Annotated in this window: 14 protein-coding genes and 2 pseudogenes; 9 read left to right on the top strand and 7 right to left on the bottom strand. The window is 37.7% G+C overall.

What is annotated here, in order from left to right:
- Positions 1 to 1,083, top strand: a 1,083-nt coding sequence (locus LBH98_07275; protein ID MDR0304549.1) for an FAD-dependent oxidoreductase, incomplete at its 5' end; no start/stop codon positions are given.
- A gap of 243 nt (positions 1,084 to 1,326) precedes the next feature.
- A complete protein-coding gene (gene nadB, locus LBH98_07270) occupies positions 1,327 to 2,943 on the top strand; it encodes an L-aspartate oxidase (GenBank protein MDR0304548.1) in 1,617 nt (538 codons plus the stop codon).
- Here nadB and LBH98_07265 read toward each other — a convergent pair.
- The 4 genes from LBH98_07265 to LBH98_07250 all read right to left on the bottom strand — a co-directional run bounded on the left by LBH98_07265 (position 2,915) and on the right by LBH98_07250 (position 5,878).
- Positions 2,915 to 3,184 carry an HPr family phosphocarrier protein gene (locus tag LBH98_07265; GenBank protein ID MDR0304547.1) on the bottom strand — a complete coding sequence of 90 codons (270 nt, stop codon included), beginning with the start codon at positions 3,182 to 3,184 and terminating at the stop codon, positions 2,915 to 2,917. The two genes, nadB and LBH98_07265, sit on opposite strands and share 29 nt — an antisense overlap.
- Before the next feature lie 3 nt (positions 3,185 to 3,187).
- Complete coding sequence (locus LBH98_07260) at positions 3,188 to 4,138, bottom strand: MlaD family protein (GenBank protein ID MDR0304546.1); 951 nt, start codon at positions 4,136 to 4,138, stop codon at positions 3,188 to 3,190.
- Between the two features lie 31 nt (positions 4,139 to 4,169).
- A complete protein-coding gene (raiA, locus tag LBH98_07255; GenBank protein MDR0304545.1) occupies positions 4,170 to 4,508 on the bottom strand; it encodes a ribosome-associated translation inhibitor RaiA in 339 nt (112 codons plus the stop codon).
- 101 nt (positions 4,509 to 4,609) lie between these two features.
- Positions 4,610 to 5,878: a bifunctional folylpolyglutamate synthase/dihydrofolate synthase gene (locus LBH98_07250; GenBank protein ID MDR0304544.1), complete on the bottom strand. Its 1,269-nt coding sequence runs from the start codon at positions 5,876 to 5,878 to the stop codon at positions 4,610 to 4,612.
- Positions 5,879 to 5,948: 70 nt separating this feature from the next.
- Between LBH98_07250 and thiE the strand changes: the two genes are divergently transcribed.
- The 7 genes and pseudogenes from thiE (at position 5,949) to LBH98_07215 (ending at position 10,143) form a co-directional block, all read left to right on the top strand.
- The gene (gene thiE, locus LBH98_07245) at positions 5,949 to 6,590 is read left to right on the top strand and encodes a thiamine phosphate synthase (GenBank protein MDR0304543.1); all 642 of its coding nucleotides are present in this window, start codon (positions 5,949 to 5,951) and stop codon (positions 6,588 to 6,590) included.
- A gap of 77 nt (positions 6,591 to 6,667) precedes the next feature.
- Complete coding sequence (locus LBH98_07240) at positions 6,668 to 7,162, top strand: chemotaxis protein CheW (protein MDR0304542.1); 495 nt, start codon at positions 6,668 to 6,670, stop codon at positions 7,160 to 7,162.
- Between the two features lie 12 nt (positions 7,163 to 7,174).
- Entirely contained in the window at positions 7,175 to 7,663 is a 489-nt protein-coding gene (locus LBH98_07235) for a chemotaxis protein CheD (protein MDR0304541.1), read from the top strand.
- Entirely contained in the window at positions 7,650 to 8,690 is a 1,041-nt protein-coding gene (locus LBH98_07230; protein MDR0304540.1) for a chemotaxis response regulator protein-glutamate methylesterase, read from the top strand. The genes LBH98_07235 and LBH98_07230 overlap by 14 nt, the downstream gene beginning before the upstream one ends.
- A 222-nt stretch (positions 8,691 to 8,912) precedes the next feature.
- Positions 8,913 to 9,065: pseudogene (locus LBH98_07225) on the top strand (rod-binding protein).
- Between the two features lie 219 nt (positions 9,066 to 9,284).
- A pseudogene (locus LBH98_07220) lies at positions 9,285 to 9,611 on the top strand (lytic transglycosylase domain-containing protein).
- 40 nt (positions 9,612 to 9,651) lie between these two features.
- Positions 9,652 to 10,143 (top strand): flagellar protein FlgN, encoded by a 492-nt coding sequence (locus LBH98_07215; protein ID MDR0304539.1) that lies wholly within the window; start codon positions 9,652 to 9,654, stop codon positions 10,141 to 10,143.
- A 17-nt stretch (positions 10,144 to 10,160) separates the two neighbouring features.
- Here the strand turns inward: LBH98_07215 and LBH98_07210 are convergent, their stop codons facing one another.
- From LBH98_07210 to LBH98_07200, 3 genes are all read right to left on the bottom strand, one after another.
- On the bottom strand, positions 10,161 to 11,318 hold the full coding sequence (locus tag LBH98_07210; GenBank protein ID MDR0304538.1) for a hypothetical protein: 1,158 nt from the start codon (positions 11,316 to 11,318) through the stop codon (positions 10,161 to 10,163).
- A gap of 65 nt (positions 11,319 to 11,383) precedes the next feature.
- Positions 11,384 to 13,039 (bottom strand): hypothetical protein, encoded by a 1,656-nt coding sequence (locus LBH98_07205; protein MDR0304537.1) that lies wholly within the window; start codon positions 13,037 to 13,039, stop codon positions 11,384 to 11,386.
- A gap of 611 nt (positions 13,040 to 13,650) precedes the next feature.
- Entirely contained in the window at positions 13,651 to 16,197 is a 2,547-nt protein-coding gene (locus LBH98_07200; GenBank protein ID MDR0304536.1) for a tetratricopeptide repeat protein, read from the bottom strand.
- Positions 16,198 to 16,250: the final 53 nt, after the last annotated feature.

Below are 16,250 nucleotides of genomic sequence, written 5' to 3'. Positions count from 1 at the left end.
TTTGATGATTTGGAACTTCTTAGCGACACGGTATTTACACTATTCGAAACCGGAAAACGCGGATTGCTTGACGAAGATCACGGTAAAATTGCAAAATTTCAACATCATTCATATTCATCGTATTTACAGAGACTTTTCGACGATGAAAAATTACGATTCTTTCTTTCGGGAATGTGGCCTTATATCGGAATCACTCCCGGATTCGGACAACATTTGTTTTCACAAATGCTTTTTAACGCACATTTTCATGACGGCTCTTACGGAATAAGAGGAGGATTTGTGACCGTAGCAAACGCCTTAGCCGAAGTTATAGAAAAAAACGGCGGTGAAATAATTTTGAAAGATGAAGTGAATCGAATTTCGGTTGAAAATAAGACGGCAAAATATGTAAGAACAAAAAACGGACTAAAAATTGACTGCAACTTAGTGATTTCAGGAATTTCTCCCTATATTTTACAAAACAAACTACTTGACGAAAATAGCCGTTCATCGCTTTGGCAGAAACGCCTTTCCCGTTTAAATCCGGCAGATTCCGTGGTCGCGGTGTATTTGGGAATGAAAAAGGGGTATGAAAAATATATAGACTCAAACGTCGCAATGTATTTTAAGCACAAAGATGTTGATTCTCCGTACAAACGAATTCATTCACAAGAAAACCTACCCTTTGACTGTGATAATTTGGCAATTTTACACAGTGTGGAATTTTTATCTGCCCCTACTATAATTTTATTTTCGTTCGTGCGACAATCCGACAGCGGCGATTGGAAAAATTATAAAAAAGTTATCGCAAAAAAAATGATCGACGAATTAAACACAGTATATCCAAATATTAAAGAATACATTGATTTGATTGAAATAGGTTCTCCAGATACTTTTGAACGTTATACTCTAAACACTTGCGGCTCTATTTATGGATTTGAAAATACTTTCAATAGTTATAACGCAGCAAAAATGCCGATTAAAAGTCATATTAAAAATATTTATCAAGCGGGGCATTGGACGCTTCCAGGTTGTGGAATGTTTAATGCGATTTTGAGTGGATATACCGCATTTCATACGATTTTGGAAGATATAAATAAATAGTTTTTACACGTTAAATAGTTTTAAGGCGGTTTACAAAATAAATTGGGTATAAAAATTTAACAAGGAAGATTTAATTTACATGTTTAATGAAATTTTACTCAATACTATAAATCAATTTCAGCAACGCATACGTTTATGAGATTAATGAAGTAAACCAAGAAATTTATGGTATTGACAAATAAACTGTTAAAAAGCGGCGTTTTGAAAATTTACGGAAAAATTTGAAGAATTTTAGGTAGGATTTTGGAAAATACAGAATTATTGATTATCGGATGTGGTGCAGCAGGATTATCGGCGGCGATTAACGCTGCAGACAGGGGAATTTCTTGTGTAGTTATCTGCAAAAACGACATTTTTGAATGTAACACGCGTCACGCGCAAGGCGGAGTTGCGGCTGTGCTTTCACCAGCAGATTCAATAGAAAGCCATATTGCCGACACGATTTCTACCGGAAGCGGACTTTGTAAAAGAGAAGCGGTTGAAATTCTGGCGAAAGAAGGTCCGGAAGCAATCAAAAACGTTGTAAAGTTCGGCGCTAAATTCTCAAAATCCTTGAGGTCAGACGCCTGGGAAAATTTGGATTTGGGACGAGAAGGCGGACACCACGCCGACAGAATAGTTCATGCAAAGGATCAAACGGGTTTGGAAATTGAAAAAACGCTTGCCGAAACCGCAAAATCCAATCCTAATATCAAAATTCTGCAATACCACACACTCATTGAACTCATTACCGAACATCATCTTATAAATTCGCAAAAAACCGGTTGTTTCGGAGCGTATGTTTTAGATAGAAAAGCGGGGAAGATTATAACCGTCCGCGCTAAATCAACCGTTTTAGCAACCGGAGGAATCGGCGAAGTTTACCTTCATTCCACAAACCCGAAATCCGCTACTGGCGATGGAATTGCGGCCGCTTGGCGAGCGGGAGCGAATATTGCAAATTTGGAATTTATACAATTTCATCCAACAACGCTTTTTTGTTCGCAGTCACAATCCTTTTTAATTTCAGAAGCGCTGCGAGGTTATGGAGCGGTACTGAAAAGCAAAAACGGCAAGGAGTTTATGAACAAATACCACGAAATGCAGTCGCTTGCTCCGCGGGATATTGTTGCGCGAGCGATAGACAACGAAATGAAAATAAGCGGTGACAACTGCGTTTTTTTGGATATTCGACATGCAAATTCTTCGGATTTAATTGAGAATTTTCCACTGATTTACGCCCAATGCCTGAAATTCGCAATAGACATAACTAAAGAAATGATTCCTGTAGTTCCTGCATTTCACTACTGCTGCGGCGGAATTGAGACAAACATTAACGGCGAAACCAGCATAAAAAATTTGTATGCCATAGGAGAATCAAGCTGTTCTGGAGTTCACGGAGCAAATCGCCTCGCCTCAAATTCACTTTTGGAGGCTATGGTATTTGCGAAACGCACTATTGATAAAATTTCTTTAGAAACAGGCGAAATTGTCGATGAAAGCGATATAAAAACCTGGGACGACAGTGGAACGGAATTTGCTGACGAATGGGTTTTGGTATCGCATAACCTTTATGAAATTCAAAAAATTATGTGGGATTATGTAGGAATAGTACGAAATAACGTACGTTTACAAAGGGCGTTTAACAGAATTTGCCTGATTTGCCAAGAAATTGAGGATTTTTACAAAAAAACAAAAGTTTGTACGCCGGTTTTGGAATTGAGAAACATCGCCTGCGTCGCAAAATTGGTTATAAGTTCGGCAATATTACGAAAAGAAAGCCGCGGACTGCACTTCACGACCGACTACCCGGAAAAATCAAAAGATTTTGAACGCGATACCGTTATTTCAATCAGTAATCAAAACCAAACTTTTCTTTGAATAACTTCTCTAAAGCGTTGATGGCTTCCACTTCGTCATCTCCGTTTGCAACGATGGAAATTTCTGTTCCGCATAAAATTTTCAACATCAATATAGCCATAATACTTCTCGCATCGGCTTCACCGTCATCGGTTTTGATTATAACTTCGGAAGAAAAACCGCTTAACGTCCCTACAATCGCAGCCGAAGGGCGAGCGTGAATTCCATTTTTGTTCTCAACAAGCAGTCTTTTCTCAATCACAACTTATTTATCCTTATTTCTTTTTTCCCCGAAACCAAGTTTTATGCGGAGTTTCAATCCGTAACTCTGCACTTCGTTTATTAAGACATCCAGTTTTTCGACGGTTTTCATCAATTCTTCAATCGTCGTAGAATCATTAACCAATTGACCGACAGTTCCGTTACCGGAATCAATTTTACCGGTTATACTACGCAAATCAAAAAGGAGAGAATCCAAATCAAACATCAAATCCGCCGCTCTATTAGTCAAAGAATCGGTATTAACCACTATAGAATTGATTCCCGTTTTATTTCCCGAAACAATTTCATCAAGGTTTTTAGTAGTTCTTTGCAAACTGCTTACAATGTTATCAACTTTTCTATCGTTATGCTCCAAAATCCTATCAACAACTTCAACTATCGTATCCAAACGCACAACGGTTCTGTCGTAAAAATCCTTAAATTCTTTACTGCCTAAAGTTACCGACAAAAGCGCAGAAACAGAATCAACAAGTGCGGAAGCGTCCTCCACAAAATTTCCAAGCATTCCAAGCGCCTCGGCAATACCGCTGTCAAACTTGCCTTTTATATACTGACGCACTCGTTTACCCTCGTCGGGCAAATATAAAGTTCCATTATCGGAAAGTGAAATTTCAACTTTTCTTTCACCCATCAGACCGATATTTTTTACTGTGACAACTGCGGAATCAGTAAAAGGAACGTTTTTTTCGAGCTTGAAATGAACAGCAACTAGCGAGCCGTAAAGTTCTATAGAAGAAATAGTTCCTTTTTTCAATCCGTTAACTGCTACCGGATCTCCGGGCTGCAAACCTCCAATATTAGAAAAAACAGCCGTATAATCCACCATCTTCTGTGTAAAGCTATACGCTTTAAGCCACATAATACCGGCAATTAACGCTACAAGAGCTGTTAAAATCACAATGCCGACAAGTAAATCGGAACGACTTTTCCTCAAAAAAACCCCTTAATCAACAAAAGTCCTAAAACTAAATTTTCACAACCGCTTCTTTCAATGGTTCGCAATTGTGACTCTTTTTAATATCATCATGTTTTTTTAATTGCCTAATGACTTTTTCTTTCGCATCGTCAAATGCTTTTCTCATATTTTCAGCGCTTGATTTACCTACCAATTGGCTTTTATCGACGTTTACAATTATTTCAACAATATCTTCACTGCCGTTTTTGTAAGTTTGCTTGTCTAAAATTACTTGCGCCGAAGTAATTTTATCGTAAAATTTAACTAAATTTTCGACTTCCTCTTCAACAAAAATCTTCGTTTCGTCAGAAATTTTCCTTTCATGTCTTGCCGTAATTTGAACTTTCACATATTCCCCCGTTTGTTTTTGAATTTAAGTTAATAAAATAATATAATTTTAGAATTGAAAATGTTGTTTTCCCGAAATTTTTTGTACATTTTCTCTTTTTTTCAAAAATTCACTATATTTGCCGCCTCCATAACTTCTGATACCGTATAAAAAGAACCGCTTACCAAAATGGTTTTACCTTGCTCTAACGATTTTTGCAAAGCGTCTTTAGACGATTTGCAGATAAAAACATTTTTTGCCCCGATGTCCCTTAAAGTCTTTGCCAAATAATCTGCCGGCTCCGCCCGTTTCGTTAACGGAGTAAAACAAAAAATATTATCAACTATAGGCGTGATAAATTTTAATGTTTCTTTTGTATTTTTATCGCCCATCATTCCTAAAATTGCGCAAACAGGTGAGTTTAATTTCTCTTTTTTTAGAGAATCGGTAAAATTTTTCATCGCCTGCGGATTATGCGCTACGTCAAAAATCACGGTTTTGTCCTGAAATTCCGTTTTCTGCATTCTTGCAGGAATAGCCGCTTTCGCAACGCTTTTGCAAATTTCTCGACTCATACTCAATCCGAGTGTTTCCAAAACCGTTACAGCAAGAATAAAATTGACTTTTTGAAACTCACCGCTCATTGCAAGTTTGTAAATATTTTTCAAATCCAAACAAATTTCTGGCGGGTTTTCGGAATTAGCGACGTTTCTTATTCTGGATAAATCTGAAATTATAATATTTGAATTTCTTTCCCAGCAGCATTTTTGCGCTTGTTTTATTATTCTTTCTTCATTAGCGCCGCTTATTACCAACGGAACTCCGCTTTTTACGATACCTAATTTTTCTTTTGTAATTTCTTGGATTGTATTCCCCAAATACATTGTGTGATCAATTCCTATCGTCGTGATAACGCTCGCCTGCGGAACGCAAATATTTGTAGCGTCAAGTAATCCGCCCATACCGGTTTCAAGCACTGTCCAGGAACATTCTTCTTCGCGGAATAATTCAAAAGCTATAAGAGTGGAAATTTCAAAAAACGTCAAATCGTATTTTTCAAAGATTTTTTCTAATCTGCCGTAAACACCAAGCCATTTCTTCGCAGAAACGAATTCCCCGTCAATATAAAACCTTTCTTTGAAAGAAAAAATATGCGGAGAAGTGAAAAGCCCTACTTTTTCACCCGACGCCATAAGACCGTGCGCAATCATTGCGGCAGTAGAACCTTTTCCGTTTGTTCCGGCTATATGAATCGTTTTACAGGAATATTGCGGATTACCGATTTCTTGAGCCGCAGAACTAATTCTCTCAAGTCCCGGATTTATTTTGTCGCGACTTCTTCCGAACAACGATTGTTGAATTTCGTATAAATTATTGATATCAGTCATCATAAAACATCCCGTTCGTAAAATTGTATCTACAGGAAAATATTATTTTTATGAACAAAAAGGAAAATCTAAAGTGAACCCAAAAATAAAAACAGATTTCGGATTTTATTCAATCTTGACCGATCCGGTTCGCGGATACGATTATCTTGCTAAATTGCTTGTAGAAAACGAAATATCGTTTTTGCAGCTGCGAATGAAAGACGAAAACAAATTCAAAATATTAAAAACCGCGGAAAACATTCGTAAAACGACACAAAATTCAAAAACGATTTTTATTGTAAACGATTTTGTTGACATAGCAAAGGACTGCGGAGCGGACGGCGTTCATTTAGGTCAGGACGATGTAAAACCAGACTATGCAAGAACGATTTTCGGCGAAGATGCGATTATCGGATTATCTACGCACAACATAAACCAAACAAAAAACGCTCAAAACGAAAAAATAGACTATATAGGAATAGGTCCGGTTTATCCAACGCCTACCAAACAAATTCCGGATCCGGTTTTGGGACTTGAGAAAATGAAAGAAATGGTCGATAATTCCACTTTGCCGTCGGTCTGTATCGGCGGAATTAATTTTAACAATATAAAAGCGGTTTTGCAGGCAGGCGGACATAATTTTTGTACGGTACGACTTCTCAATAAATCCGAAAACCCAAAAGCCGTTTTGTCAAAAATTTTAAAAGAATACACAGACTATTGCATATACAATTAAAAATATAATATATTCACATTATCTTTGATAATTTTTGTAATCGTCTTATATCCGTCTTTTGGAAGGAATTTAAACTTATGCCGGAAAAAAAACATGTTAATTCTGAGAAATTGATTGGAAAATATCTTTCATTTGTGCTCGGTAACGGCGAATATGCAGTTGATATCCTTAAAATTCAGCAAGTAATTCAAATTCAACAGATAACAAGAATCCCCCGCTCCCCTAAATTTATTCGAGGCGTACTTAATCTTCGCGGAAAAGTAGTGCCTATCCTTAATCTTCACAGCAAATTCAACATGCCTCCTGTAGAAGAAACTGAAAAAACGTGCATATTGATAACCGAGATTTCCGACAGACAGAGCGTGTTGATTGTCGGCATAATCATTGACGAAGTAAAAGATGTAATGGACATTAACGAAGAAATGCTTACCGACAAACCGGATATAGGCGCCAGTAAAAGTGCGAAACATATTATAGGTGCGGTTCGCATGAGCGATAAAGTTCGATTTCTTTTGGATTTGAACGAAATTTTGGTTTCGGAAGAATTTGCAACATTGAAACAAGCCTTTTAATTTGGAGAACGGATGTTCGATGAAATAGCTCCATACACTCTAAAGCCCGGTCAAGTTTATCTGGCAAAAAAAAACGGATTCATAAGAACCGTAGTGGGCAGTGCTGTTTCAATATGTATTTGGGACGAAGAACTAAAATACGCTTGCATGTGTCACTTTGTTTTTCCCGCTCCTGCTATCGGCGACCGCCCGTCCGGCTTGTATGCCTCCGAATCCATACCGACAATGTTGAGAACTTTAAGCGGCGCCGGATCAAAACGCCGTTCGCTTTCAGCCCATATTTTGGGTGGTGCGTCGCCTACAGCTCTTCCCGACAAGACAGCGGAACAAAATATTGAGGCGGCAAGATATATTCTCCACCAAAACCGCATCCCCGTAATATGCGAAGACGTAGGCGGAAGAGTGGGACGAAAAATTGTTTTCAACGCGGAAAACGGAAACGTTGCGGTCGTTAAAGTAAGAAAATTAAGAGATGGGGATTGGAACGATGATACTGAGTAACAAAATTAAGGTAATGATAGTTGATGATTCCGCACTCGTGAGGAGAGTTCTTTCTAGGGAACTTGAAAAATGCCCGGTAATTGAAATCATAAACACGGCTCCTGATCCTTATGTTGCAAGAGAGATGATTACGAAAAACAAACCCGATGTAATGCTGTTAGATATAGAAATGCCGCGAATGGACGGAATTACGTTTCTGCGTAAAATAATGCAGAATTTTCCGATTCCTACAATTATCGTTTCTTCGCTTGCTCAACAAAGCTCACAATTGGCTTTGGAAGCATTACGGTGCGGCGCTGTCGATGTAGTAACAAAGCCTTGTGAGGCATATTCAATCGAAGAAGTAATTCCGCTTCTCATTGAAAAAATTAAAACGGCGGTATTGGTGAATGTGAAAAAAATTCAAATACAAACCTCTTCTTCTACGGCTTTTGCGAAAATTACATCGTTTACGGCGACAACTAATAGAATTTTAGTAATAGGAAGTTCAACCGGCGGAACGGTCGCTTTAGAAAGAATTTTACCGTCCCTGCCTAAAAACGCGCCCGGAACACTCGTCGTTCAACATATTCCCGCAGGATTTTCACGAACTTTTGCAGAGCGGCTAAACACTATTTGCGACGTAACCGTAAAAGAAGCAAAGGATGGAGATTCCGTAGTAACCGGTCAAGTGCTTATAGCTCCGGGTAATTACCATATGTGGCTAAAACGGGACGGAGGGCGTTACGAAGTCAAGATAGGAAATGGCGAGCCGCTTCATTATCAAAGACCGTGCGTAGAGCATTTGTTCAATTCTACGGCGGAACAAGCGGGAAAATCCGCAGTTGGCGTCATTCTCACGGGAATGGGCGGCGACGGTGCAGAAGGGTTGCTTAAAATGAAAAAAGCGGGCGCAAGAACAATTGCGCAAGACGAAGCGAGTTCCGTAGTATGGGGAATGCCCGGAAGCGCCGTAAAATTGAACGCAGCGGAATTTGTTTTGCCGCTTGACAAAATCGTCCCTAAAGCAATGGAATTACTCAAATAGCGGAAATTTTTTCGCAAATTTTGCAATATTTTAACATAATATCAATTTTCACACCCGGCATCTCGAATTAAACATGATTTGGCACAAAATTTGCAAATTTAGAATGGGGAGGCGCAAATGATTCAGGCAATTAACAGTAACGAAATATTCACAGACGGAAACAATAAATCCGAGAAACTTGCCAAAGCGGCTATAGAATTCGAAAGAATGTTTGCCGAAATTATGGTGAAAGAAATGCGCAAAACCGTTCCCGAAAATACATTGATGGGTAGAAGTACGGGAGAAGAGATTTTTACCGAAATGCTTGACAGCGAATACACGAAAATGATGGTTCAAAACGGAAATCTCGGACTTGCCAAAACCATAATTTCTCAAATGAGTCAAAGAGATAGAGAAATTGATCCGTTATCCGCTATAAAAGCGTTAAAATCACAGGAAAATTATAGACGTTCAAACATATTCGACGCAACAACACTGCGGTCATTCGCCAACCCAAATATTTTGTTTGACGACAAAAAAACGCAAAATTCAAATTCTTTTTTACAGGAAACGTTTCCTTTGCAAGTTCGTCGATGGGATAAAATTATAGAAAAAGCATCTCAAAAATACGGAATTGATAAAAACTTGATTGCGGCGGTAATAGAAGCGGAATCAGGCGGAAACCCCGCGGCAAAATCAAAAACAGGAGCGTCGGGACTTATGCAGCTTATGCCGAAAACGGCAAAAGACATGGGTGTAAAAAATGTTTTTAATCCGTCGGAAAACGTTATGGGAGCGACTCAGTATCTTAAACAAATGCTTAACAAGTTTAATGGAAACGTAAACCTTGCTCTTGCCGCGTATAATGCAGGTCCTACAAATGTAGAAAAATACGGCGGTATTCCCCCGTTTAGAGAAACTCAAAATTATGTACGAAAAATAAAAGAAAAATTAGATAATATTTCAAATTCGGAGGAGAAAAATGGATAAAGACATAATAAAAAAATTCAAGACGATAATCTCGCAACAGATTATGCTTCAGGGACAATTAAAAATAATGAACGCAAAAATGCATGACGCAATAAATGCACGAAATTTAACGGAAATAAGGACGCTTTCAACGGAAATAGATTTTGTGGTTGAACAGATGGACTCGTTGGAAAGAAACAGAATTGATTTGCTTTCACCATACGTTGAAGATAAAAACCGCCTCAAACACATAAATTCAATAATTGACGAATTTCCCAAAGAGGATATTATAATTATAAAAAAATTACACAACGAACTGAAAGAAAAAACAAACGCTAACGTTGAGCAAACAAAAATAAATGAACTTTTGCTTAACGAAGCGGTTTTGGATATTCACAAAAATGTGGAAATTATCGCCGAGCAGATAAATCGTCCGATTAGATATGGTTTTGGCGGGAAGAAACAAGCGTCGTTACCCATGAATTTGGTAAACCAGAAAATATAAACGCGCGAATAATAACGTTAAAACTTAATTCTCAAACATCCGGACAATCCCGAGAATAAAATAGTTTTTACATAATCTTTGGCATAAAAATCATAAGCGCCAGACTCATCGTCCGTGAAAAATTTGGAAATTCCCACAGGACATATGAAGATTTTCTGCAATTCTAAATAAATATATAATTTATTTTTAATGTTAAAATCAGGGCTTTCAAAAGAATACAGGAAAAATAAAAATCCTGCATTCTTTAAATCTATCGTCTCAATATTTTTACTTGTCTCTTCATCGCCGAAAAATTTTCTGTATTTGTAATGGATATTTGCGTTTATTTCTCCATCGAAAATATTAAAGCCGCCAATCTTAAACTGATGGTTCAAATATTTTTGTTGAAGATTAAATGAAATCGCCATCCAAATGTCAAATATGTTTGCATTTCCGTTTACATTGAAAAACGAGTAGGGAAATAAGAAATACCGCTGATTGGCAGGAGTTAATGAGCCGTTTACCAAGAAATCCGCATAATTTATTCCTAAAAATCCATAAAAATTACGTAATTTTTGCGAACTTAGAAACGAATATTTATAATAGGCACCAAAAACATAATTGTCGGAATAGAAAAGTCGCATTTCATCGTTGTTTAGAATATTCAAAATAAAATTTTCATACGAAAAATTTATTTTATGCCGCTTTTCGTATTCTGCCGATAAGTTCAAATGCAGAAATTTTGGAATGTCCGGTTTACCGTAAAAGAAATTAAAATCCCCGTCTTCAAAGATATATCTTGCAAATAAAACGGACGGTGTAATTTTAACGTTTTTAAGGTCAATTCCTAATTTTGAACCGATGCAAAAACCTTTCGCACCACCATTTGTAATTTTTTTATTTTCTACCGTATTATCCAATAAAATTTCAATTCCCGATTGTTTTAACAATCCTGTGATAATTTCAGGATGGACAATATTAAAGTCAAATTTTGCCGAATAATCTATTTTGATAATTTCGGTCGAAAACCAAGACATATCGGAATTAATTTTAAGAAAATTTAATTTACTTGAGAAGTTTTTTTCGTTGCCGTAATTTATTTTTTCGTTCGAGAAAAATATTTTTTCGTTTTCCCGATACAACAGTAGCCCGTTATTACTGCCGATTTCAAAATTTTGAGCGAAACAAAGTTTCATTGCAAATACAAAAAGAAATCCCAAATAAAATTTTTTGGAACTTCTTAGACATAAAAGATTAACAATCATTTATTATAATATTTCTCAAAAAGCGTTTTGGCAAGCGCAGGCGGAAACATTCCAACAATCCATCCGTCGCTTCCGTTCGTCAATTCCGGAACTTCTTCATACAATTCGGGAAAATCAAACACTATATTGTTTATTGTCGCAGTCTTGAATTTCAACCCTATGTAATCCTCAGCGTCTCTAATCGCCGTTCCATAGTTTGACAAAGTCAATTTTACACCATCGGCGTAAAATGTCGGTTTCCCGTTTTCGGTTTCAAATACATTCTTCAGCGAAAAATAACCCTCTTGAAAAAACAATCCCATATCAACGCCCAAAAGAACGTCTGTTCCGCCGGAAGTCGGCCAACTACCTTCCGTTGGGGCTTGCGGAATATAAAATTTCCCGCCGGTTTGAATCGCCGAAAGTAATTTTCCTATTCCGTCATTTATTGTAGGATAAGCATTTTTTACTTCTGTCGGATACAAATTACTCGTGATAATCGCATCGTAAGACGCTTTAATCCCTTGAATAGCTGTAACAAAACTCGCTTTAGCAACACCCATTTTACCCGGTCTTGCGTTCAAGAAATTATTATTAAACGGCAAATTTCTTGAATCAATTGTTTTTATGTGTTCGTAAAAATCATTTTCATCGGATTTCCAAGCGTATTTCAAAAAATTCAAATCCGTATCCCAATCATATGCCGCCATCCATTCCAAACACGCTTTTACGCCAACCATACAAGAAGTAATCGCATTAACTTCCGCCCAACCGATTAAATCATATTCATCAATAATTTCATCCAGATATAACGCCTCTATAAAATCTCTGTCAAGAGTTATCGCTGCGGTTTTATTATTCTCCAACCTTTTTATTCTATTGCAGGCATCAACGAAAGAACCGCCGAAAACAGATGAAATAAGTTCGTCTAAAACGGTATTCAATCCCGCCGTATTCTTATCAACCGCATTTGCAAATAAAAGCAAACACCATGTTTCAAAACTATGCGCCTTATCGGTGGACATAAGCGTTTCATTATACCAAGAATCACTTCCGCCTTTTATCCAATTTGGAACAGTTAATCCCGGAAGTAAATATTCGCTGCCTTTCTCATAAATCGGGCTATCCGAAACAAAAAAATACAAATAATTATAACTATTGTAATCATATTCTTGGTAATAGTATCCAATTTTTTGAATGTCCGGATAGTAACCGCTGTTAACATACCACTCATCATGCCAATAAACCCATTTGCCTATTTCTTCATCGCGATATGACCACAAAATATACTCTTCGGGATATTTAGTAAGCCAATCGTCACTCAGTAAAGCGTTGAGGCGATTCGGATAATTTGTAAACCCAAAGCGGTTTTTGAACAAATCTACAACTTTTCGATCAACGCTAATTTTTGCAATTTTCGCTATAGTTGAATAAATAATAGCTTTCGTATGATTATTATCTGCTTCAAAAGCCGCTTCATAATACTCAACCGCTTCGTCATACTTCTCATTCCTCAAAGCCGAATTGCCCAAAATAATAAGCGAATCCGGATTCGTAGGCCTGCGATTGCCTGATTCTTCACCTTTGCTGCATCCGGCGACGAACACCGCCGCACATACTGCCGACACACTTACCAGACACTTGATAAACCATGTAAATGAAACCCGTTTCATAAAAACTCCTTTTGATAAAATGTTTCTGAAATCCATTACTTTTTCTTTCGTTTAATTTCTCTTATTTTTGGTTAAACGCCTTTTATTATATTTTTCGTAGTGTAAACGATTGTATAGAGTCTCATAAGCATAAATCACGCGACAACTATATCGAGGAAATTTCCGCAAGCATAAAATCACTTGGAATATCAATCCCAAAAGGTTCCGAAAGTATAGAGTCTGTACCGACAAAGCATTATCAATTTGTAAAACTTCACCGTAATGAGTTTTTATTGTAATTTTGCAAAATTCTATATATTCTATGAAATATTTGAGGTGATGTTCAAAACTATCAGTTAATGCTCGGCGTGATTGCTGAAAAACTTTGCATGAAACGCCTTTAATTTGCGCATAAACAGGAAAGAAACCATCATAGAAGATTTGCCCCCCCCCCCACGAATTCCGCTTGTGAAGCGACTTCGCGCCGTTTTATAAGGTGGGTTTGTATGACTGTTTCGTATGCTTTATCTGTCATGCAATTTCCTTTTAGCTCCGGCAAAACCGGATTGTTTTCTTGTCTAAAATATAATTTATTGCTGCGAGTAAACGCAAAACTATTTTCAACAAGCCAATCACTCCCCTAATTGCTTTTTGAAAAACAGCAAATTTTGATCTTTTGGAGCGACTTTCAAACCCTTACGAAGCCATTTTTTCGCATTATCTATGTCGTCAATCGCCGAATAAATATTTACCAGATTTACATATCCATCTACAATATCCGCTCGTTTGCCGACAGCATTTTCGTATGAATCAATCGCCTTTTCAAATTCACCCTGTTCGCCGTAAATCGCACCAAGATTATTCCAAGCACGGTAATAATTTTTATCGAATTTCAGTAACTCTTCATATAATTTCACCGCGTTTTCAGTATCGCCGCTCAAATGAAAATTTAATGCGCTGTTGTATAGAGAATCGGCGATAGAAAACACTATCTCCATCGTTTCCTGCGACTCTTTAAGACGTTCTTCGTATTCCAAACGCGCTTCAATATCCTTGTTCAAAATTAAAGAATCCTGTTCTTTCGCAGATAAATAAAATTCTTTGGTGAGCGTTATGTTGTTTTCGTTGTAAGCGGCAATCGCCGTATTAAGCGCATTTTGCGCTGTTGGATCAAGTTTATTTAAAAGCGAAAACCACCGAAGCGCAACAGACCAGTTTTTTATGGCGGCGGCGGAATTAGCCGCGATGCGAACCATTTCTATTTTTTCATTTCCAAAAAATAAATCGGCGGCGATTATCGATTCGTTAAGCGCCTGCGAATAATCTTTATTTCTATACAAAATAATCGCCCGATTGTAAATTCCGGACGGAGAATCGTCCTTAAAAGAAAGCGCCGAATTGTAATCGCCTTTCGCGAAAGCAATCCGCTGACGCAGTTTTGAGATTTCGCTTTCGTTCGCCTTAAGAAATTTTGCGGAATCCGCCGCAATTTCTGCGCTTCTTGTGTTTTTGAGTTCCAAATAAGTCCAGCCTAAACGAATATAATCCTCTGCGATCGGCGACGAAATGCTTCTTGATAATTTTTCGGATTGCTCAAAATCGCCTTTTCTGTAAGCGTAATCCGAAAGTACGCGAATCACATAATCGCCCGTATCCGACGTTGAAATAAACGCCGCTACTTTGTCGGCAAAATTAGTATCTTTAAGCCCAATCGCTGCAAAATATTCGCCGGCAAGCGCCTTTGTTCGCCAATCCGAAGAATCATGGGCAAGCGCATAATTCACAATTGCCGAATCGTATTGTTTTTTTTCAAGGAAAATATTCCCAATACTTACTCTGACGCCCGCATTTTCTGCGATTTTCAACGCTTTTTTATAATAAATTAAAGCGGAGTCGCACATGTTTTTTTTTTCGTAAAGTACGGCAAGATTTATAAACGACTGATTGTTAAGCGTATCCGATTTTACACTTTCGCGCCACAATTTCTCGGCGGTTTTCGTATCGCCTAAATTAACCAGAACAAACGCTAAAAGTCCTTTGGCGGCGTTATCGTTCGGCGAGATTTTAAGCGCCGTTTCAAGTGATTTTTTGCTTTCTTCGTATTGCGATATGTTCAATGCGGCAAATCCTTTTAGGTATTGAATGCTGAAATTTTTATCGTCCGCTTTTTCCATTTCATCCAAAACAGCTTTAGCGTCATCGAATTTTTTATCATTAATCAAAACATAAATCAATTTTGCTTTCAAATCTTTGTCGTCGGGATTTTGTACGGATTTCTGCATCAAAATTGAAATCGCTCTGTCTTTTTGCCCCTGTTCGTGAAGCGCCCAAGTATAAGAAATCCAAAACGAAAGCGAAATTTTATCGCCCATATTTTCGGCTTCCTTAAATAATTCTTCGGTTTTTTTATACATTTTTAGTTCATTGTAAACCGCTGCAAGAGACTCGTAATAATCGCGCAAAGGCGAATAATTTATTTTGAGGGATTCAAAATATGTTTTCGCTTTGACATAGTCGCCGCTTACCGCATAAATTTCTCCTAGCATTTTAACGGCAGCCGCGGACGGAACTTTTTTTTCAAGAATTTTTATCGCTTTTGCCGCTTCGCCGGTTTGCGCCAAAACGTATGAATAAAGCGACCAAATTTCCTCGACGTTCGGCGCTTTGGCATACGCGGCGGCGGCTAATTTTTTCGCTTCGTTTTTTTTATTATTAACCAAATTTATCCGCGCAATTTGGATTTTCGCCCTCCAAAAATCCGGCTGTTCTTTGGCCGCGCGCAAAAAATATTCCCCCGCTTTAGCAAAATCTCCCGAATTCACAGTATAAAGTCCCAAGTTATACCACGCGGTCGCATATTCGTGATCTTTTTGTACGACTTGCTTCCAAATTTTCTGCGCTTCCTCTTCTCTCTGCGTCCTGTAATATAAAACTCCGAGGTTATTTTTTGCGTCACTGTAAATCGGAAGCATATCGGCAGCCCTTAAAAAACACTCTTCCGCCTCCTCAAAATCTCCTTTCTCAAGTGCGTTAAGCCCTTTTTCGTTAATTGAGAACGCCTCTTCAACCCCTCTCAAAACCGCAGAAGCCAAAGGATCAATCCGTGTGAAATCAATCGTAAAATTTTCGGAAAATGCCGCTATCGACAATAAAAATGATAAAAATAAAACCTTTTTCACAAAATATTCTCCTCTTTGTTTATAAAAAATATATTTTAGTACGGTTATAAACT

Source organism: Chitinispirillales bacterium, assembly GCA_031254455.1.
In the GTDB taxonomy this organism is placed as follows: Bacteria; Fibrobacterota; Chitinivibrionia; order Chitinivibrionales; family Chitinivibrionaceae; genus WRFX01.
This window is presented reverse-complemented; position numbering and strand designations above follow the sequence as displayed.